The sequence below is a fragment of the Candidatus Edwardsbacteria bacterium genome (assembly GCA_018821925.1).
GTDB lineage: Bacteria > Edwardsbacteria > AC1 > AC1 > EtOH8 > UBA2226.
In genome coordinates this window covers 18,025-39,660 of the sequence record JAHJLF010000041.1, presented here as the reverse complement: position 1 = coordinate 39,660, position 21,636 = coordinate 18,025, and the positions used below count along the sequence as shown (strand labels likewise).

The 21,636-nt window shown below is 53.9% G+C and carries 16 protein-coding genes; all 16 read right to left on the bottom strand.

The window, feature by feature from the left end; translation table 11 throughout:
* Positions 1-94: 94 nt before the first annotated feature.
* Positions 95-364, bottom strand: a complete 270-nt coding sequence (locus tag KJ869_04185; protein ID MBU1576389.1) for a DUF4321 domain-containing protein — start codon at positions 362-364, stop codon at positions 95-97.
* Between the two features lie 15 nt (positions 365-379).
* The gene (gene amrS / locus KJ869_04180; protein ID MBU1576388.1) at positions 380-1,363 is read right to left on the bottom strand and encodes an AmmeMemoRadiSam system radical SAM enzyme; all 984 of its coding nucleotides are present in this window, start codon (positions 1,361-1,363) and stop codon (positions 380-382) included.
* 80 nt (positions 1,364-1,443) lie between these two features.
* Positions 1,444-1,974 (bottom strand): DUF177 domain-containing protein, encoded by a 531-nt coding sequence (locus KJ869_04175; GenBank protein MBU1576387.1) that lies wholly within the window; start codon positions 1,972-1,974, stop codon positions 1,444-1,446.
* A gap of 27 nt (positions 1,975-2,001) precedes the next feature.
* On the bottom strand, positions 2,002-2,889 hold the full coding sequence (locus KJ869_04170; protein MBU1576386.1) for a hypothetical protein: 888 nt from the start codon (positions 2,887-2,889) through the stop codon (positions 2,002-2,004).
* A gap of 16 nt (positions 2,890-2,905) precedes the next feature.
* Positions 2,906-4,219 (bottom strand): acetate kinase, encoded by a 1,314-nt coding sequence (locus tag KJ869_04165; protein ID MBU1576385.1) that lies wholly within the window; start codon positions 4,217-4,219, stop codon positions 2,906-2,908.
* 320 nt (positions 4,220-4,539) lie between these two features.
* Complete coding sequence (gene ndk / locus KJ869_04160; protein MBU1576384.1) at positions 4,540-5,004, bottom strand: nucleoside-diphosphate kinase; 465 nt, start codon at positions 5,002-5,004, stop codon at positions 4,540-4,542.
* Positions 5,005-5,027: 23 nt separating this feature from the next.
* The gene (locus tag KJ869_04155) at positions 5,028-5,570 is read right to left on the bottom strand and encodes a 2-oxoacid:acceptor oxidoreductase family protein (protein ID MBU1576383.1); all 543 of its coding nucleotides are present in this window, start codon (positions 5,568-5,570) and stop codon (positions 5,028-5,030) included.
* A 157-nt stretch (positions 5,571-5,727) separates the two neighbouring features.
* Entirely contained in the window at positions 5,728-6,543 is an 816-nt protein-coding gene (locus KJ869_04150; GenBank protein ID MBU1576382.1) for a 2-oxoacid:ferredoxin oxidoreductase subunit beta, read from the bottom strand.
* Positions 6,544-6,545: 2 nt separating this feature from the next.
* Positions 6,546-7,682, bottom strand: coding sequence for a 2-oxoacid:acceptor oxidoreductase subunit alpha (locus KJ869_04145; GenBank protein ID MBU1576381.1), 1,137 nt, complete (start codon positions 7,680-7,682; stop codon positions 6,546-6,548).
* Entirely contained in the window at positions 7,679-7,921 is a 243-nt protein-coding gene (locus tag KJ869_04140; GenBank protein MBU1576380.1) for a 4Fe-4S binding protein, read from the bottom strand. The genes KJ869_04145 and KJ869_04140 overlap by 4 nt, the downstream gene beginning before the upstream one ends.
* 51 nt (positions 7,922-7,972) lie before the next feature.
* On the bottom strand, positions 7,973-8,896 hold the full coding sequence (locus tag KJ869_04135) for a class I SAM-dependent methyltransferase (GenBank protein MBU1576379.1): 924 nt from the start codon (positions 8,894-8,896) through the stop codon (positions 7,973-7,975).
* A 129-nt stretch (positions 8,897-9,025) separates the two neighbouring features.
* The gene (gene arcC / locus KJ869_04130; protein MBU1576378.1) at positions 9,026-9,970 is read right to left on the bottom strand and encodes a carbamate kinase; all 945 of its coding nucleotides are present in this window, start codon (positions 9,968-9,970) and stop codon (positions 9,026-9,028) included.
* 486 nt (positions 9,971-10,456) lie between these two features.
* Positions 10,457-11,776 carry a cyclic 2,3-diphosphoglycerate synthase gene (locus tag KJ869_04125; protein ID MBU1576377.1) on the bottom strand — a complete coding sequence of 440 codons (1,320 nt, stop codon included), beginning with the start codon at positions 11,774-11,776 and terminating at the stop codon, positions 10,457-10,459.
* Positions 11,777-12,149: 373 nt separating this feature from the next.
* The gene (locus KJ869_04120; GenBank protein ID MBU1576376.1) at positions 12,150-14,357 is read right to left on the bottom strand and encodes a T9SS type A sorting domain-containing protein; all 2,208 of its coding nucleotides are present in this window, start codon (positions 14,355-14,357) and stop codon (positions 12,150-12,152) included.
* A 160-nt stretch (positions 14,358-14,517) separates the two neighbouring features.
* Complete coding sequence (locus KJ869_04115) at positions 14,518-18,741, bottom strand: T9SS type A sorting domain-containing protein (protein ID MBU1576375.1); 4,224 nt, start codon at positions 18,739-18,741, stop codon at positions 14,518-14,520.
* A 109-nt stretch (positions 18,742-18,850) separates the two neighbouring features.
* Positions 18,851-21,634, bottom strand: a complete 2,784-nt coding sequence (locus KJ869_04110) for a DEAD/DEAH box helicase family protein (protein ID MBU1576374.1) — start codon at positions 21,632-21,634, stop codon at positions 18,851-18,853.
* Between the last annotated feature and the right edge of the window lie 2 nt (positions 21,635-21,636).

Sequence of the window (21,636 nt, the reverse complement as noted above, 5' to 3'; positions counted from 1 at the left end):
TCCCTGATCAACTGCACCGCTTTTTAATGGGGGCACACTTGTTTATTTTCTTGGTGTCTTGGTGGTTAAATAGGCTATCGCGCACAAATAAATTTTAAAACCACTTCAACAGGTAGGCCATCAGTATCACCCCCAGCAAAGCGATGATGTTGAGCTTGAAGGTGAATCCCAGGGTCAATGTCATCACTAACAGATTGATGGTAACCGGCGGGCTGACCCCCGGAGTCACCGCCTTGGTGAAGAAATCGTGCACCACGCCGCTGGGTAGAAGATATCCCACCAGATCGCCCACCGCGCTGCCCAACAGGGCCCCGCCCAGCAGTATCAGCAGAAATAAACCCACCCCTCTTCTTTTAAGAGCCATAACTCACCCCTCTTTTCAAAGGCCGATAATATCGGCCTTCCTGCCGCAATTTTGGCAGTTCTTGTTTTTTATTCCGGTTATTGTTGTCCGGTATCCCCGGCGTTCTATCAGTACCTTCCCGCACTGCGGGCACTTGGTATCCTCTTTCCCCGGCAGGCTGACATTTCCCAGATAGACGTATTTAAGATCCTGCAATGACCGTTCGTGGAACTTAAGCAGCGTGTTTTCAGGCGTTGGTTCGATCCGGGTCTTATACTGCGGAAAATACCGGGAAAGATGCAGCGGGATCAGCGGGTCCACGCTTTTGATGAATTCCGCCAGGTCGTCCAGGTTCTTTTCCGAGTCGTTCAGCCCGGGGATCACCAGGTTGGTTATTTCCAAATGACATTTACCGTGCGCCGTCTTTATGGTGTCAAGTACCGTTTTTAGGTCGCCCCGGCAGGTCTTTTTGTAGAAGACGGCGTCCATGCTCTTCAGGTCAATATTCATGGCATCTATCAGGGGCAGGATCTCCTCCAGCGGCTCCCGGTTGACCGTTCCGTTGGTAACCAGCACGTTGGCCAGTCCCTTCTCACGGGCCAGCCGGCAGGCATCCAGCAGATATTCGAACCAGATGAAAGGCTCGGTATAGGTATAGGCGATGCCGATGGAGTCAGATTTGATAGCCAGATCCACCAGCTTTTGCGGTTCGACATATTCTGTCGGCACCTCCCGCTGGGAGATCTCCCAATTCTGGCAGAACTGGCAATCCAAATTGCAGCCGTTGGGCCCGGTGGACAGTATCTGCTTCCCGGGATGAAAATGAAACAGCGGCTTTTTCTCGATGGGATCCATGGACAGCGAGACCACCTGCCCGTAGCTTAGGGCCTCCAGCATTCCGTTCTGATTTCGCCTGACCCAGCACAGCCCGGCCTGGCCCGGAGCTATCCGGCAAAGGTGGGGGCACAGCAGGCATTGGACAACATCGCCCCCGGTCTTTTTATAATATTTTGCTTCCATTTTACTTGGCAGGGATATTCTGGGATTCGTTAGACCACCCCTTAATCCCCTCCTTAATCAAGGAGGGGGCAGGGGGAGGTCTATTTCTTTTTCCTGGCCGGCTTTTTCTCCGTCAGCTTCAGCAGGCCCTCCCAGCGGGGATCCATGGATTCCTTGCGGCACTTGCATTTCCCGCTGTTGAGATCCTGGCCGCAGCCGGAACATATGCCCCGGCAGTCGTCCGAACAGAGCGGCTTCATGGGCAGGGCCAGCATCATGGCCTCCCTGATGTCCGGCCAGATATCCAATTCGTTGCCCTTGTAGGCTATCACGTTCAGATCGTCGGATTTAAGCTCCGCCTCTTTACCGATCAGAGCATCCTCCAGCTTTCCGGTGCGGTAGAAAAGCTCCACGGGCTGGCTAACGGCGCACTCGAAATCGTTCAGACAGCGGGAACATTCCTGGAGGGCGGTAAAATTCAGCGACCCCTTGACCCTCAGAGTGGTGCCGCATTTCTCGATGATCAGATCGCCCGAAAGATCGGCAAAGTCCGGAGGATCCCCGATCTGGCCTTTGCTTTCAACCCGGTAGGAATTGAAACCCTCCCTTAATTCATTGACCCTGATCTTCACTTTATACCGCGTAAAATAAAACTGAACTCATTTATATTTCTTGCCCCACTCTTTCATAAGCCCGAAACTGAATGAAATATTGTTTTCTTTTTGGTCGTCGGCTTTTGAAAGGCTGCATCCGGAAAACATTTTTATACTTTTCTTTTTATTGAATGGGATAAATCCCAATGCAAATCCATAATCAATCACATTATATTTCCTTAATTCATCAAACTGATCGTGATACCAATCATAATCGTTGATTATCACGTTGTATTGATATACCGGCACCTGATAAGAATTTGATTGGCAATGGTAAATATACTTGAAATAAAGCTGCGTCGACAACCGGTGAGAGATCGGGATGCTCAGGCCAAAACCCAGCGGAACTTCAAACCCGGAATTCTCATAGTTGACAGACATGGGACAATACGGCATGTCTTCGGGAACCGCATAGTATTGTATGTGGAAAGCAAAACTGCTCCAAGCATAACCTGCTTGCACCGCTAACGAAGGCCGTGACGATACAACATTGCCCAAGCTGTCTTTTTGATCTCCGTTTATAATATTATAAGTAATATTGACAGCCGTTCGGCCGGATTTCCCGTTATCCACCTTTTCGTTGTATTCAGCATCAACGGCATAATAGGCAACATCAAAATCAATACCGATATTGTCAATAAAACATCGGCCGTATCTTAATGCAGCGCCCAACCCAGGCTTCCCGTTCCAATCCGGGCCGATATATTTTGAACCGCCCGGAAATAAGTAAATACCATTCACTGACAAGTAACTGCAACCTTTTTGATTATTGACCCACAATTGCGAAGGTGGTGTGTTTTGAAATGCAAATATATCAGCTTTTGCATTTTGAGCGATTAAAATAAAAAGCAATAAATAAGGAAACAGATTATTCTTAATAAAATATTTGAACATATAAACTCTGTAAAGATTATTTCTGCTTCTTTTTATCCAGAGCCCATTGGTAGGCCTCATCCCTCATATTGTTCTTGTACCCGGCATCCTGGAAGGAATATTTGAAATTGGTGTGCACATCGTAGCGCCGCTCGATGATGGCCACCACGTCCTCGGTGAACACCAGCTCCTCATCGGTGGGGATGACGAAAATCTTGATCTTGGAATTCTCGGCCGAGATCAAGAATTCGTGGTTGCGGCTCTTGGCCGCATTGTTCTTCTCCTCGTCCAGCACAATCCCCATCTCCTCCAGTCCGGAGACGGCCTGGATCCTGAGCCGAGGCCCCATCTCCCCCACCCCGCCGGTGAAGACGATGGCATCCAGGTGTCCCAGCGCAGCATAGTAGGATCCGATGTATTTACGCAGTTTGTAGGCCTCAATATCGAAGGCCAGCCTGGCCCTTTCGTCGCCTTTGTCCATGGCCTCCTCGATGTCCCGGCGGTCGATGTATTTTCCGGAGATGCCCAGCACTCCGCTCTTTTGAAGGTATATGGACTCCACCTCCCTGGTGGTCAGCTTCTCCTTGTTGCAGATGAACGGCATCAGGCCGGGATCCACGTCGCCGCTGCGGGTGCCCATCACCAGGCCCTCCAGGGTGGTCAAACCGAGGCTGGTGTCGTAGGAACAGCCGTTCCTGATGGCGGCCAGGCTGACCCCGTTGCCGATATGGCAGGTGATCAGGTTGACCTCAAAGGGATTCTTTTCCAGCATCACCGCCGCCCGGCGGGCCACGTAGAGGTGGGAGGTACTGTGGAACCCGTAGCGCCGGACCCCGTATTTCTCGTACCACTCGTAGGGCACCGGGTAGATATATGATGTCTTGGGCATGGTCTGATGGAAGGCGGTGTCCATAACCGCCACATGGGGGATGGTTGGCATCAAGGCCTGGGCGGCCCGGATGCCCAGCACATTGGGGGGATTATGCAGGGGCGCCAGGGCGGACAGATCCTCGAAGGTCTTGATGACATCCTCGTTGATCAGGGTGGATTTGGCGAATTTTTCCCCGCCGTGCACCACCCGGTGGCCCACCGCGGTGATCTCTTTTACATCGGAGATGACCGGGCGATCCTCGTGCAGCAGGGTGTCCAGAATCAGTTGGATGGCCACCTCGTGGCTGGGACATGATCGCTCCGCTTTGTGAGGCTCCCGATGGGGCACCTCGTGAATGATGAAGGAACTTTCGGAGGAGACCCTCTCCACCAGACCCTTGGCCATGATCTCTTTTTTGGTATAGTTATAAAGCTGGTATTTGACCGACGAGCTTCCGCAATTGAGCGACAGCACTATGATGTCGTTAGCCACTTGTGCACCTCTTGAAATATATTTAAAGGTTTTTGTTAACAAAATAAGACCCGATAACCCCATCGCCTCTTAACCCAGCCCTTCCTCCTACGCTTATGCTGCGGCGGACAAATAGTGGTTGGGTTAAGGGTACCAAATCAATTTATTACTTCGCGTTTAAATAGGTCAATAGCATATTGTCATGCCATCCCCGTATCAGGTACGGGATAAATTCCGAATGGCATCCAGGCCTGGATTCCCGCCTTTGCGGGAATGACATATTGCTGTATTTAGTTGCTGGAGTAATAACTATTTGGCCCGTATCCCGATCACCTCCTGGCGAACGGCATGCTGTAGATCCGTTTGATCCGGTGGCGGATCCTGACCAGGGCGCTCTCCTTGAAAAAGAAATGCACCTCCCGCTGGGCCGATTCCGGGGAATCGGAGGCGTGGACGCAATTGAAGCGGGTGGCCGTGGCATAATCATGGCGGATGGTGCCGAAGGCGGCCTGGTCGGGATCGGTGCTGCCCACCAGCTGGCGCAGGCTGGCGATGGCGTTCTCCCTCTCCAGCACGCACAGCACACAGCGGTCCGAGGTCATGAATTTCACCAGTTCTTTAAAAAATGACTTTTTTCGGTGCATCCGGTAAAACCCCCTGGCCTGGATCCCGGTCATTTTTACCATCCTCATGGCTATGAACAGGAAGCCGTCCAGCTCCACCCGGTGGAGGATCTCGCCGATCAGTCCGCGCTGCACGGCATCGGGCTTGATTATAAGCAGGGTCCGTTCCATAGGCCCCTTGGGATGATGGCCGGTCATTTCTTGGCTTCCTTTCCCAGCTGAAAGCCTATCTCCAGGGCTTTCTTGTTCTTCTCCTCGGTCCCCTTGGGTATGCGGGAAAACAGTGCTTTCTCCAGGGCCTCCTTGCTGACCACCCCGGTGATCTCGGCGATGGCTGCCAGGGCGATCACATTGGCGATGATCTCCAGCCCCACCTCCTCGCGAGCCTTCTGGCTTAAGGGCAGGCTGATCACCCCCGGCTGGTCGACATCTTTGACATACCAGGAATCCACTATGGCCACGGCATCGGGGTTGAGGTCGCTGCTGTATTTTTCCCAGGCCTCCTGGGTCATGGCCAGCAGGATGTCGATGGCGGTGGCCTTGGGGTAGAATATCTCCTTGTCGGAGATGATAACCTCGGCCTTGCTGGCCCCGCCCCGGGCCTCCGGCCCGTAGCTCTGCGACTGCACCACGCACTTGCCATCGTAGACCCCGGCGGCCTCGGCCAGTATTATCCCGGCGGTGATCATCCCCTGCCCGCCGGAGCCGGAGAGGCGTATCTCGTATCTGTTCTTCATTTTATATCCTCTGTTGGGGCCGATATATCGGCCCTTACTTTGTTGGGGCGCGGTTACCGCGCCCTTACTGGTTATCCGTTTATCTGTTGGGGCGCGGTAGCCGCGCCCTTACTCCCGGATCCCCATCATCCGTTCCCTATCATCCGATCACTGTTCCCTACTTCCCCTGGGCCTTTTGTATGATCCGGTTGTAGATCTCGGTATAGGGGATGGTCTCCACATCGTGGAAAATGCCGGTCACTATCTTGCCGGTGACCTGATCCATCGGCAGTTTTTCGGCGGCCTTGATATTGATGGTGTTGGCCTTCTGCCATTGCAGCATTTTGACCGCGTTGCCCTCCTTGTTCAAACGGCCATAGAGGGTGGGACAGGGACTGATGGCCTCCACCACTGAGAATCCCTTCTTGGTCAGGGCGGTCTCGATCAGCTTTTCCATCTCCATCGCGTTGTAGGCCACCCCCCGGGCGGTAAAGGCCGCTCCGGCTGCCTTGGCCAGGGCGCAGGGGTCGAAATCCCGCTCGGCCGTGCCGTAGGGCGCGGTGGATGCCCGCTTGCCGATGGGGGTGGTGGGAGAATATTGTCCGCCTGTCATGCCGTAGATATTGTTGTTCAACAGGATGACCGTTATGTCGGCGTTGCGGCGGGCAGCATGGATGAAATGATTTCCCCCGATGGCCAAAGCGTCGCCGTCCCCGGTGATGACTATCACGTGCAGTTTGGGATTGTGCAGTTTGACCCCGGTGGCAAAGGCGATGGCCCGGCCGTGGGCGGTGTGCAGGCTGTTGAAGTCCAGATACACCGGCATCCGGGAGGAACAGCCGATCCCGGAGACCATCACGATCTCATCGCGGGGCCAGCCCAGTTTCTGCACCGCCCGGATGATGGCCCCCTGAACGATACCGTGGCCGCAGCCCGGGCACCAGACATGGGGGAATTTCTTTCCCGGCCGCAGCATTTCGTAGGATGGATGCATTCTCATTTCGTCACCTCCACAATGGCGTTCAGCACTTCGTTGGGGGTCAGCATCTCGCCATCGTAGCGCTGGACCGGAACCACTTTGGTGTGGGACTGGTTTAACCGCTGAACCTCTCCTAACAGCTGTCCCTGGTTGATCTCGGCCACGATCATGACTTTGACCTTGCGCAGCACTTCTTCGATGGCCTTATCCGGGAACGGCCAGATGGTGGTGGGCCTCACTAATCCAGCCTTGATGCCCTTGGCCCGGGCCTCTCTGATGGCCTGTTGGGCGCTGCGGGCGGCCCCGCCGTATGAGAACACCGCTATCTCGGCGTCATCCATGAATTCCTTATCTACCTCGATCAGCTCCGGCCGGTGTTGCTCCACCTTATCCCGCAGCCGGTCCATCTTCCACTTGATCTCGTCCGACCTTCCGGTGGGGAAGCCGCGCTTGTCGTGGGTCAGCCCGGTGATATTAAAGCGGTATCCACTGCCCATGGAGGCGTACGGCCCGCCCACGCTGGTGTCGTCTCCGTAATGCAGATATCCCTCCGGTTTGGCGGTCGGCTGGGGATGGGTATAAACCTCCAGCTCCCCGGGAGCCGGGATATCCATCTTCTCCCGCATATGCCCGATGAACTCGTCTAAAAGCAGAATCACCGGCATCCGGAATTTCTCGGCCAGGTTGAAGGCCCTGACCGTAAGCTTGAACGATTCCTCCACCGAAGAGGGGCACAGTGCGATGGTGCGATGGTCGCCGTGGGTGCCCCAGCGGGTCTGCATCACATCGGCCTGGGCGCCCTTGGTGGGCAGTCCGGTGGACGGCCCGCCCCGCTGAACGTTGACGATGACGCAGGGGATCTCGGCCATGCAGCCGTATCCCAGAAGCTCCATCATCAGGGAGAAACCCGGCCCGGAGGTGGCGGTCATGGCCTTGGCCCCGGCGGCGGCGGCCCCCAGGATGGTGCCAATGCCGGCGATCTCGTCCTCCATCTGGATGAACTTGCCGCCTTTTTTCGGCAGCATCAGGGCCATGTCCTCGGCGATCTCGGTGGAGGGCGTTATGGGATAGCCCCCAAAGAAATCGCATCCAGCGTAGATGGCCCCCAAAGCGCAGGCTTCGTTGCCCTGTAATAATCTGATGTCTTTATTCATTTCTTCTTCTCCTTGGTAACGAAGATGGCCAGATCGGGGCATCTGATTTCGCACTGTTTGCAGAGAATACAATCATCGGGACGGGCTACTATAGGCTTGCGGTCCTCGCCCATCTCCAGAACGTTCTTGGGACAGAAAGTCACGCAGATCTCGCAGGATTTACACCAGGGCTTGTAGACATACACCGGCAGATCATAGCCCTTTCTGAAATCCTCCTCGATGATCAGCCTGGCCTTCATCACATCGGTATTTTTGGCCATAAAGCCTCCAAATATATTAAATGTTTTAATTTAACAAATGTGTTGATTTTTTCTTCCTTTTGTTATTAAGAGAGTTTGGCAAATAAGTTGATCATTATATAATTGCACGGTTTCGTCAAAATTCTTCAAAGAGTTCCTTAAACGTTTAATGGTCATCCCCCTTGCCTTTTTTATCACCTGCAGTGAAACCCCGGCCTTTACAGCTTCCCTAAGAGTATATGAATATCCTTTTTCGTTTTCCGCTAATTCTTTTTTTAGATATTTTTTTAATTTTTCCACATTAGAAAAAGGCGATCCCTGCGTTACCTTGCCCATTATTTTACTTTCTACATTGCTTAGACCATAAGATTTAAACAACGACGGCAGTTTTACGGCAATAAATTCATCAATGCCATTTATTTTGCGATATTTTATGATTTTATCCATTATAAAATCATAAATAATTTCTGCTTCCTTTTCCTCCGGCTTATCCTCATTGGGCCTATATACATTATGATGATCATATTGAACCACTGGTTCAATTGCTACGATCAATCCACCAGGCTTGGTAACCCTTATCATTTCTTTTATAATTTTATCAGGCCTGGGTAAATTAATAAGCACCGTTTGTTCTATTACTAAATCGAAAAACGCATCGGGAAATTTCAGGGAATATGCGTCCATCGCCGCATATTTAATTTTTTGTTTCGCAATACAAGATTCTTTTGTCGCCAGCTTTATTAATCTTTTATTAATATCAATGCCTGTAATGTCTATTGATTTCTTTTGGGCATACAGCAATCGTGCAATATAACCTAATCCGGTTCCAACATCCAAAATCTTACTGTTATTTTTTATTGAAAGAAATTTAAAAAATATTGGCAAGAATTCATTATCAAACAAATTCTTTCTGCTGAGTTCAAGATAATCTTTTGTCCAAACTCTTTGTTTAGGGAGATTTTGCATAGCTTTCATTTGCTAAATTCTATATTTTCCGGACATGATGCATCATGTCCCTGCAACGCCCCTTCCCGCCTTTCATTTGTCAAATAAGGTGAATTCCTCAGGGCGGGCTCTGGGAAGGGGACGGGGGTTAGGTCGGTGTTACGCCGTGATCCGGGTCCCCGCCTGACCCTTCAGGGCCTGGGCCGCCTCTTCCAAGGAAGTAATGATCACCTGCTTCCCGCCGTATTCCAAAAACTGGATGGCGGCCTCGATCTTGGGCCCCATGCTCCCGGCGGCGAAATGGCCATCGGCCAGGAATTTTTTGGCCTCGGCCAGGGTGATCCTGTCCAGGTCCTTCTGATCCGGCTTTTTATAGTTCAGCGAAACTTTTTCCACCGAGGTCAGTATCAAGAGCGTCTCGGCCTCAATATCGCGGGCCAGGACTGCCGAGGCCCGGTCCTTGTCTATTACCGCATCCACCCCTTCGTAGCTCCCGTCAGTCCTGGCATAGACCGGCACTCCTCCGCCCCCGGCGGCGATGACGATGGTCCCGGAATGCACCAGTTGTTTGATAGTCTTGCGGTTGACGATGGAGCGGGGGATGGGGGACGGCACGAAGCGGCGATAGCCCCGCCCGGCATCCTCCCGGACCACCCAGCCGCGCTTTTGCAGGGCCTCCACCTCCTCCGGTTGGTAATAGGGTCCGATAGGTTTGGAGGGATTCAATATCGACGGGTCGTCCTTGTCCACCACCACCTGGGTGACTATGGTCACCACCTCCCGGCCGATCTTTTCCTTGACCAGCTGGTTCTGCAGGGACTGCTCTATCATGTAGCCCATCCCGCCCTCGGTGTCGGCCACGATCACACCCAGCGGCAGGGCCGGGATGCCGTCCGGAAAGGTGCGCTCCACCCGGAGAAGGGCGTTGCCCACCTGAGGGCCGTTGCCGTGGGAGATGGCCAGGTTGTAGCCTTCCTTGATAAGCTCGGTAATGGCCTGCACCGCCTGCCTGGTGTTGGCGAATTGCTGGCCTATGTCTTCCTTGCCTGTGGCGCCGATGGCGTTGCCGCCCAGGGCCACCACCGCGGTTTTATTTTGGGGCATATCTTTCTCGTTAGTGGATAATAAATGTAGTTTAGGGAATGGGCAACCTTTTTGACATGATTCACATGATGATTGGAATTCTCGATCGAAACCCCGTAGTTCAAGGATGAGCGTTTCATTAAAAAATATCGTAACTGTTCAGAGCATGCATCAGAAACGTTGTTTTATTTGTGAAGTACCCTGCACCAAGAGCATAGGGTGTTGCAAATTATGAAATCAATAATTAGCATGATTATGTCATTCCTGCGAAAGCAGGAATCCAGGTTTTTTTAGTGGATTCCCGACTACTCGGGAATGACACAAAGTGATATTCTTTTCCCAAAAGTCAATATTTTCTAAAATTCAGAAGGCTGAACGCCGTCCTGTCTAATTGGTTTCCAGCTTTTCTGGTTTGGTTGATATCACGGCAAAGACCCCATCCCCTGCGTCATCGGGAAATCTCCTGAAAGCACAGAGGAATGAGGCCGTTGCGATGAGTCGGGGTTTTTATTTCTTGATGATTTTCCTGATGGCCGCACTTAGGTCGGGCTTGGAGGTCTCCTTCAGATCGTAGCTCACCCTCACCGCCGGTTTGGGAAATTTTACTAAGCGGCGCAGGTCGATGGGCGTTCCCACCACGTACATGTCGCAGGGGGTCCGGTTGATGGTGGCCTGAAGGTCGCTGATCTGCTTGTCGGAATAGCCCATGGCCGGCAGCAACACCCCGATGCCGGGATATTTCTTAAAAGTGTCGGCGATGGTGCCCACCGCGTAGGGGCGGGGGTCGATCATCTTGGCCACGCCGTGTTTTTTGGCCGCCACCACCCCGGCGCCGTACTTCATCTCGCCGTGGGTCAGGGTCGGGCCGTCCTCGATCACCAGCACCCTCTTCCCTTTTAGGCTCTTGGGCTGTTCCACCGTTACCGGCGAATCGGCGTCGATGACCAGCGCCCGGGGGTTGGCCATTTTGATGTTGGCTTTGACTGTTTTGATGTCCTCCTTGCGGGCGCTGTCCTCCTTGTTGATGATGATGACATCGGCCCGGCGCAGGTTGACCTCGCCCGGATAATATGACAGCTCGTGTCCCGGGCGGTGCGGATCCACCACCACGATCTCCAGGTCGGACTTGTAGAAGGAGAAGTCGTTGTTGCCGCCGTCCCAGACGATGACATCGGCCTCCTTCTCGGCCTGGCGCAAAATGGCCTCGTAGTCCACCCCGGCGTAGATAACGTTGCCGCGCACCACATGCGGTTCGTACTCCTCCATCTCCTCGATGGTACATTTGTGCTTGGCCAGGTCTTCCACCGTGGCAAAACGCTGGACCTTCTGCTTGACCAGGTCGCCGTAGGGCATGGGATGGCGGATGGCCACCACCTTCTTGCCCATGGCCATCAGGATCTCGATCACCCGGCGGGTGGTCTGGCTCTTGCCGCTGCCGGTGCGCACCGCGCAGACGGAGATCAACGGCTTGGTGGACTTGATCATGGTATCCTTGGGTCCCAGCATCATGAAGTCCGCCCCGGCGGCGTTGACCACGGCCGCCTTGCCCATGACGTAGGCGTAGGGCACATCGGAGTAGGCGAACACCACCTGGTCGACCTTCAGCTTGGCGATCAGCTTGGTGAGGTCCTTCTCGTCGTAGATGGAGATGCCCTTGGGATAAAGCTTTCCGGCCAGGGCCGCCGGATATTTACGCCCGGCTATATCGGGGATCTGGGTGGCGGTAAAGGCCACCACTTCGTAATCCTTGTTGTTGCGGAAATAGGTGTTGAAATTATGGAAGTCGCGCCCGGCGGCTCCCATGATCAGAATTCTTTTTTTGGACATCTGTAGGTTCTCCTGTTTATTTGATTCATTTATTTTCGGTTAAAATAAAAAGGGCAATGCCACGCAGTAAAGTAAATAATACAGCGATTGTGCAAATGCCCGAAATGTTTCTAAATTCAGTCGAAAGGGTCTTCCCGAAGCCAGTCTAATATGTAATTACGTGATAACGACATACGGAATATTTCCATTTGTGAAATTAGAGTTGTATTTTAACACCAATAAACGTTTATGTCAAGGATAAAAGGACAGGATATCGTAACAGAAGAGGATATATAAGACCATAAAATTTAAGGGAGCCGTTTAAAACAGCTCCCTTCATATTCCCAGGCAACCTCTCTTAAAGACTTAAGAGAGGTTGCCGCAAATGGAAAAGTTAACGAATGACCACCATTTTGCCCGTGGCCGCATTGGAACCGGCTGACAACCGGTACAGATACACTCCGGCAGATACTTTGTTCCCCTTATTATCGCGGCCATTCCAGGTGATATTATGCATCCCGGCTGCCTGGTTGGTATTGACCAATGTTCTGACCAGTTGTCCGGTGATGGAGTAGACCGCCAGCCTGACCGATTCTTCCTTGGGAAGACTATAGGAGATGCTGGAAGTTCCGTGCATCGGGTTGGGCCAGGCCGATCTCATGGCGAATTTGCAGGATGAAACATCCGGCTTACCCGTTACTCCGGTGGGAGTAAGGCTGCCGAACAGGATGAAGCTGTGATCGGTCACCCCTGCCCAGGCCGAGCTTTTAGGAATGTATTCCGTGCCCATGCCAAACCCGCCGTTGGGATTGTAGAAAAATCCTCCATAACTGCCGCGCATGTTGTATCCGGTCTGGTTCATAAACCATTGTCCGCCGACATCAACATTCATCTGAGCCTGAAAAGCCATCCACAATCCGGGATTATTCCCGTACACTTTGACCTGTTCCGGGAAACGAACCTTGAAACTGCCCAGACTGTCGGAATAATTTGCAGGCGTATAATTTCCCGTCCATAAAGGCTGGCTGAAAGCCGGGAAACCGGGAACTCCAGCGCTGTCCGGCATGATGATGAACTGGATGCTGTCCAGTGGACCGGTCGAGCCATACGTTCCAAATACATAGATGGAGTCAAGCCATAAGGAATCCGGGCCGGAGATCCAGAAATCATCCATCAGCCAGCAGTCATAAATGTCATAAGCAGCCTCAAAATTCTGGGCTGCATGGCCGGTCGGAGTCCCGATCGCCCTTTGATACCAAACCGCGTCCTTGATCTCGCTGGTAACGGTCAAAGTATCGTTGGCGGCATTCTGGTCCAGGGCCCAGTTGACCCAGGCCCTGAAAGTATGAATGGTCCCGGCAGTCTTTGAAGAAGTCCATTCGGGAAAAATAATGGTGGTCGTGCCGGCTGAATCCAGGTTGCAGTAACTGTTAAGATGATATTGTTCCGTGCCGGCGCTGTCTATAGCAAGGGTTACCGGCACATTGTACTGGCGGTGCGGCCCGTTGTTCCGGACATTGACGCAAACCGGGACCACTACTCCGTAATTTCCCAGATACTGAGGTATCTCGATCTGGATAACTTCGACATCGTTGACAACGGGAGCATCAGTCGTCCCCACCTCGACATTGTTTCTATAGCTTCCGTTCCATCCTCCGACCACATAGGCATCGTTGCCTAAAGCAGCCACGCCAATAGTGCGCCGGCCGGTAACAAAGCTGTCATCGGCTACCCAGGGAGTGCCCCCGGCTGTATCGGCTTCGGGGATGTAATATTCCACAGTGTTCAGATAGGTGTACCAGCCCCCGCCGAAAACATATATCCTGCCGCCGATATTGGCAGCGCCCAGACCGCCCCGAGCGGTCAGCATCGGGGTCTTGGTGGTCCATACCCCTGTTGCCGGATCGTACATTTCCACCGTATTCAGATCAACTCCGGTGTAGCCTCCCAGAACATATATCTTTCCGTTGACAGTTACGGCCGCCGAATAGCTTCTGGCAGTGGGCATGCTGTCCTTTATTGTCCAGATATTCTGATTAAAACTATAGGCATAACAGGAACGAGAAATTCCGGATGCGTTAGTTCCGCCGAACACATATAAAGTATCTCCCACCACTGCGCAGGAAGAAGCGATCCGCCCTTCCGGCATACTGTCCAACCCCGCGTACCAGGTATCAGAAGGCTGGTTGTATCTTTGCAGGATAGCCCTGTAACTTCCATCATATCCTCCGGGGACATAGATCTCATCATGCCATTCTGCGGCGCATAAGTTTGAAAGGCCCACCTGCATGAGGGTTTTAGCAACCCAGAGTCCGGCGGCCGGATCATATTGCTGAAGACTGCTAGAGTATACTCCGGTGGCATCCCCGCCCAAACGGTACACCTTGCCCATAGTGGCCACAGCCGCCACCCGGGAAGCGGCCGGATTAATGGAATCGGTGGTTGTCCAGGTTATAACCTTGGGATTATCTGGGGCTTTGTCTGGCTGGATGGTTTCATTGGGTAATGCTACCGATACCGAAGAAGTCGATATGGTGGGTTGGGTAGCCCAAAGCGTTACCGTTGCCAACAAACCAAGACCGGCAAACAAGAGTTTTCTCATGTTTTCCTCCTCCATTTGAATTTAATTTTTTGGGGTTTGCAATTTTATACTAATACTTTTTATTACGTTTGTCAACTATAATATATTATTATTTTGCCATGAAAACAAGGGGCTGTCATTTAAAAACAACCCCCTTATACTTCAGCTATGTTTAAAGTAGTTACCTAAGCACCATCAGTTTCCTGGTGGAACTGAATGTTCCCGCTTTAAGCTGGTAGATATAGACCCCGTTGGGCAAAGTATTGTCTTTCCAGCTTATCTGGTGATATCCGGCAGGCTTGGTGCCAACATCGAACCGTTTGATCATTTGGCCTACCACGTTGTAAACCGTAAGGCTGACCTTGGATTCCTTCGGCAGTTGATACTTGAAAGTGGTCTGCCCTCTTGAAGGGTTGGGATAAGCGTTATCCAAAGCATAGACTGTCGGAATAATTGATGTCGGCTTCCCTGCCACTCCCAATGGCCCTATAGCCTTAAAGCTATAGGTACTGCTGGTATTTTGATGATCCAGCATGTCGGTTGCCTTGATGTAATAACTGACACTCAAGGTCTCGTCGGTGGCCGGATTTAATTCCGGTATGCTGTCTCTTAAACTGTCGGATGAAAAGAACATCGCTGTGCTGTCCCAGCTGCCGCCGTTGATCTGTGTGAACATATAAGCATATTTTACCCCGCTCAGGTCGTAGATACTGCTTGTCACTTCATACGGGCCGTAGGGCGCGCCCGGATCGTCGGGCAGCGCTTTTACGCTTTGGAACAGCGGGGCCGTGGTATCTATCCCGAACTTACGATAGGTTGAGTAGGTCCCGTAGTTCCCGGCCAGGTCGTAGGCCATCACCCGCCAGTAGTACTGTCCCTCGGCCAGGTTGAAGGTATCCAACAGGATGCCGGTGGTGTCTTCAATGATGGGGGTAGCAAAAGTGTTGGTGGTGTCTAATTGGATCACATATGACACCTCGCTGGCCTTGGCCTTCTTGGTCACTTCACCCCAGCTGCAGATTATGGTGGTGTCCTCCGTCCATAAATTGTCGATTGGGGCTGACAGGCTGGGAATATTGGGATCTTGAGTATCTATTGATAAATATCTGATATCAGATACGCTGACATTACTAACCGTGTCTCTCGCTATAACCCGCCAGTAGTAATTGCTATCGGCCATAGCCAGAGTTATACTGGTATCGGTCAGTGTGGTCTCGGCCAGGCCGTCACTGAAGCTCATATCATAGGCATATTGCAGAGTATACTCCTTCAACCCGCTGATGCTATCAAAACAGCTATTCCAGATAAAATTGTTATTGCTTTGGTTGGTGATCAAGCTGTCATTGGGAATGATCAACGTAGCTGTTGCCGGAGGGGTTACATCATACCCGAAATTGAAGGCATCCGAGATCCCCGGCGGGTTACCAGCCTCATCATGGGCCTCCACCAGCCAGCGGTAGCGGTTTTCTGATATTAATAACGTATCAATTGTCAGGCTGGTGGTGTCAATAATAACAGGATTGATGGTATCGGACAACAAATAAGCTTTTAAAACATAATAGACCGGTGCGGCCTTGCCCGATTTGGCAACTGCACTCCAGGTGCAGAAAGCTGTGTCCAAGGTCAGCCAGGCATTGTCGGCCGGGGTAAGAAGCGTTGGCACAGCCGGGCTGGTGACATCAATCTCAAACTTCCAGGTTGCCGAATACTCTCCTACATTGCCGCAGGCATCCACCGCTCTCACCCGCCAGTAGTAGATGGTGTCGCTTGAAGAAAGCGTCAGAACGGCCGTGGTATCGCTGACCATGGTATCCCTGAAGGCTGGTGAAAATGAATCGTTAGAGGCAACCTGAAATTTGTAATGCCCTAAGCTGTAATTGTCGCTTGCCTTGTGCCAGACAAAAGATATTATACTGTCTCCGATCAATGTATCATGCACCGGAGCGACGAGTGTAACCTGTGCTGGCGGAATGCTGTCCAGGTAATAGACCGGATAGGTCAGCATGTTCCCGGCGAATGGCGTGCCCAAGCCCAGGTTGTTGGTGCCGGCCGACTGCATCTCCAGGGGCACGATATTGATGAAATTTTCCCCGAACAGCAGGGAATCGGTTCCCCAGTTGTATGTCCAACCGATTGAATCCGACGAGGTGCTGTCGAAAGGACCGGCCGCCCAGTTCCATGCCTCCTGCCCTGCCATCCAGTCGTTAAGCACGCCCATCATGTTTGTTTTACTTGGGATCCACCGGTTAACGGCCTTGCCGGTCAGAACAGGCTTGGTTTGATAGGCCACATTCCCGGATAGTGAATCAATCACGGCCCGCACTCCGCTCTCGGAGACCGGTACCGCGTCTATCACCGTGGCATTGCTGCTGCCGTAATTGGCCGTATAAATCTTGTTGGTCACCGGATTGACCGCCACCGCCCTGGGATCTGTGCCCGTACTTGCGGTGGTCGTGCTCTTGGTGGCCCCGTCGATCACTGTAAGATTGTTGCTCCCGGAATTGGCCACGTAGACCTTGTTGCTGACCGGATCCACCGCCACCGCGTAGGGGTAGGTCCCTACCGCCACCGTGGCCGTATCGTTGGTGGCCCCGTTGATTACCGTGACGCTGTTGCCGTAAAAGTTGGCCACGTAGGCCTTGTTGGTGGCCGGGTTCACCGCCACGGAATAGGGGTATGAGCCTGCGCTGACGGTGGCGGTGGCGTTGTTGGCCCCGTCGATCACCGTCACGTTGGCGCTGCTCATGTTGGCCACGTAGATCTTGTTGGTCACCGAGTTGACCGCCAGCGACCAAGGGGCGCCTCCGGCCGGCACCGTGGCAGTATGGTTGGTGGCCCCGTCAATCACCGTAACATTATTGCTGGCGGCATTGGCCACGTAGATCCGGTTGGTCACCGGATTGACCGCCACACGGCAGGGCTGGGTGCCCACGGCCACGGTGGTGGTGGCGTTGGTGGCCCCGTCGATTACCGTGACGCTGGCGCTACCGACGTTGGCCACGTAAACCTTGTTGGTCACCGGGTTGACCGCCACCGCATAGGGCCTGGTCCCGGCGATGACCGTTGCTGTGGCATTGGTGGCCCCGTCGATCACCGTGACATTGTTACTGTTCTCGTTGGCCGCATATATTTTGTTGGTAACCGGATTGACCGCCACCGCGGCCGGATAGGTCCCGGCGCCGACATCGACCTTGGCGTTGGTGGCCCCGTCTATTACCGTCACGCTGTTGGCCCCGAACCCGTGGTTGGCCACGTAGATTTTGTTGGTCACCGGATTGACGGCCACATCCTGGGGCTGGTTGGCCGCGGTCACTGTGGCGGGTTTGTTGCTGGAGCCGTCTATCACCGTGACATTGTAGCTGCTGCCGGTGTTCCGGTCCACGGCGATATAGATCTTATTGGTCACCGGGTTCACCACCACGGCCCGAAGGAACGGTGTCATAGTCCCGGAGGTGAGTGTTGAAGTGGCGTTTGTGGCCCCGTCTATCACCATGACCGAAGCCCCAGCACCTCCGTTGACAACGTAAATTTTATTGGTGATCGGATTCACGGAAACGTACTGCATCCATGCACCGCCCGGGATAAGAGTGGTATCGCGGGACGCCCCGTCAATGACAGTGACCGTATTTCCACTCATGCAGACCGCATATATCCTGTTAGTGGACGGATTCACCGCCACCGCGATGGGCCCGGCGGCCGTGGCCACGCTGGTGGTATCGTTGGTAAGACCGTCGATCTCTGTCACGGTATTGCTGGCGTTATTAGCCACATATATCTTATTGGTAACAGTGTTTAAAGCGATGCCCTGGGGGCTTGAGCCAACTGGCACGGTCGTAACGCTGTTATTAGAACCGTCGATAACCGAGATTGAATTGCCGCTGCGGTTGACCACGTATATTTTATTGGTTACCGGATTGACCGCTATTTGATTGGGGCTGGACCCCACCGCCACGGTAGCAGTATCAAGGGTGGTCCCGTTGATGATGGTAACGGTGTTGCTGCTGCTGTTCACCGCATAGGCTTTGTTGGTCGCCGGGTTCACCGCGATGGAGTATGTGCCTGAACCTGCCGGCAAGATGGTGGTTGCATTGGTAGCGCCGTCGATCACGGTGACGGTATTATTGGTGTTGGCCACGAAGATCTTGTTCTTCACCGGGTCGACCGCGATGCCCTGGGGATTCGACATGCCTGCGACAGTGGTGGTCGCATTGGTTGCTCCATCGATCACCTGCAATGTGCCGGTGTAACCGTTCGAAACGTAGATCTTATTAGTCACCGGATTGATGGCCGCGGCGCTGGGATTGGAATTGACCAATATCGTCTTTGTGATCCAGTCGGCTCGGGCCGACGAATAAATAGTTGTAACTATAAGTCCGACCAGGATACTAAATGATAGCCGTTTCATATGTTCTCAATATTCCTTATTTGGTTGTAAGTTATAAGTTGTCTGACATTATAATAATACCGCCAGTCAATATAGTCAACGACATCGGATCAATATTTTATCACCGTTGCTACAAATTCTCCAGCAACTCATCCAGATCCCGGCAGATGAACAGCGGCATCTTGGGCAGTGACCGGATAAAGACCTTGCCGTATTCGGTGGCGGTTATCCGGCTGTCGCCCACCACCACCGCCCCGAAATCGGTCCGGCTGCGAATCAGTCTCCCGAACCCCTGGCGGAAGCGGATCACCGCCTCGGGCAGCAGGTACTGGTTGAAGGAACTGCCCCCGGCCTGCTCGATGGCCTGGCAGCGGGCGCTGACCAGAGGATCGCTGGGCACCGAGAACGGCAGGCGGGCGATGATCAGCAGTTCGCAGGCCTGGCCCGGCAGGTCCACCCCCTCCCAGAAACTGTTGGTGCCGAAGATGATGGTGTCCTTCTCGTTCAGCGACCGCTCCACTAACTGGGCCGGGTTGCCGTCCAGCCACTGGGCCAGAACTTTCAGGTTGCCGCTCTCCTGCACCTGCTGGTAGCTTCTCTTTAATTGATCGAAGGCGGTGAACAGCACCAGGGTCCCCACCTTTGTGGACTCCAGCACTTCCTGGACCATATCGTTGAAGGCCTTATCGTAATCCGGCAGTTTGGGCGACGGCAGATAGGTGGGCACGAAGATGGCCGCCTGTTTATTGAAGTCGAAGGGCGACGCCAAAGCGGAGCAGATCACCCGGTCCTGGTCCACCAGCGACAGCCCTACCCGGTTCTTGAAGAAATCGAATTTTCCGTCCACCGCCAGGGTGGCCGAGGTGAACACCGCCGTCTTGACCCGGGGGAACAGGATCTTGGCCAGCACCTGCCCCACCTCCAGCGGCCCGGCCACCAGCTTGATCCCGTGATTGCGGTCGCCCGGCTCCATCCAGAAGATGTAGCCCTTGTCATCGGCTGTGGCCAGCTTGCCCAGGGTGTTGTTGATATTCCTGGCCTCCAGGCTGCGGCCGGATATCTCCTGGCGCAGGGTGTCTAATTCGTCGGAGTCGGCCGCCTCCACGTCCGCCAGCCACTGGTTCAACAGACTCAGGGAATCGGTCAGCCGGTCTAAAAGAGACATCAACTCCTGGGACTGGTCCAGCACCGATTGCTGGAAGCCGTCGCCCTCCAGATAGCGCCTTTTCTCCTGCCGGCCCTTGGGATCGCCCAGCTCCCACTTCCGTTTGAAGAACCGGTCCGAGGCTTTGCCGGCCTCCAGTATCTGCTGGACTACATCCAGCGATGATTTCTCGATGGATCCAACCACGTCCTTGTTGAGGCCGGATTTTTTCAGCCAGTGATTCAGGGTCGGCAGCAGGCCGGACTCCACCGGGCTCCGGTTGAATATCCCGGACAGGAACCGGGACACCGTCCAGCGGTCCAGGTTGTATCCCAGAAAGTCGGTGGCCGTCTTCTCGATGTTGTGGGCCTCGTCGATTATCACCCGCTGGTAATCCGGCAGTACCCCGCTGGGCATCACCAGGTCGGTGAAAAGCAAGGAATGGTTGACGATCACCAGGTCGGCTTCCTCGGCCCTTTTCCTGGCCTGCGCCATGAAGCATTTCTTAACGAATTTGCAGCGGTGGTTATGGCAGGCGGTATGGTCGGAGCAGATCTTGCCCCACAATCCGGGCGCCCGGCCGGGGGAGAACCCCCGGTGCTCGGCGACATCCCCGCCGGACGTGGTCCCGGCCCACCGGCACAGGATCAGGGCCTCCTCCCTTTCATCCGGGGTCAAAAATAGCTCGGGGTGCAGCATCACCTCCTGCCAGCGGCGCCAGCACAGATAATTGTTCCGGCCTTTGAGCACGGCAGCGTTGAAATATCCGGCGGCCGAACGCAGGATCGGCACGTCCTTGCCGTAAAGCTGCTCCTGGAGGGTCTTGGTGTGGGTGGAGATCACCACCCTCTCGTTGTTCAGGCGAGACCAGATGGCCGCCGGGGCCAGATAGGCCAGGCTCTTGCCGGTGCCGGTGCCGGCCTCCACGCACAAATACTCCTCATTGTCAAAGGCCTCCATCACCGAACGGGCCATGTCCATCTGCTCCTGGCGGGATTCGTAGCCCGCCCCCAGGACCTCGGCCAGTCGTTTATCCGGGCCGAAGACCTCGTCCAGGGCATCGACCCTGGGGGCCGACGCGCCGGCCGGAATTTTCTCCCGGTCTGTTTTATGATCGGCCGTGATGCCGGTCTGCCTGGTCTCCGATATCGCCCGGCTCAGCAGCAGGCGGTGGAACGGCAGGGCCAGGTGCGACATCGCCTGCAGCATCGGCAGATCCAGGTCCAGCAGATGGTCATAAAGCTTAAGGAACAGCAAAGCGGTGGAATGGGCGTCGTCGTCGGCCCGGTGGGCCTGCCCGGGATCGATCCCGTAAGCCAAGCAAAGGTTCTTTAAGCTGTGGCTTTTGTTATCGGGAAGCAGGGCCCGGGCCAGGCTTAGGGTATCCCAGCAGGGATTGGCGATCTCCATGGCGGCTTTAAGAAATTTCAGGTCGAACTGAGCGTTATGGAACACCAGCGGCAATTCCCCCACGAACTGCTGGAGATCAGCGGCGCACCCCTCCAGGGGCGGAGCTTCGTCTATCTCGGCCTGGGTGATGCCGGTTAGCCCCTGGATGAACGGCGGCACCTTCCGCTCGGAATGGACCAGGGTTTGAAACCGGGCGGTTACCGCCCCGTTCTCCACCCTGACCGCACCCAGTTCGATGATCTGGTCCCGGTCCCAGTTAAGGCCGGTGGTCTCGATGTCCACCGCAACAAAGGCGAGGGGCAGAACAGTCTCCACCGCCTTAGGCAGCTCTTGAATATTTTCTTTTATCTTTTTCGGCATTG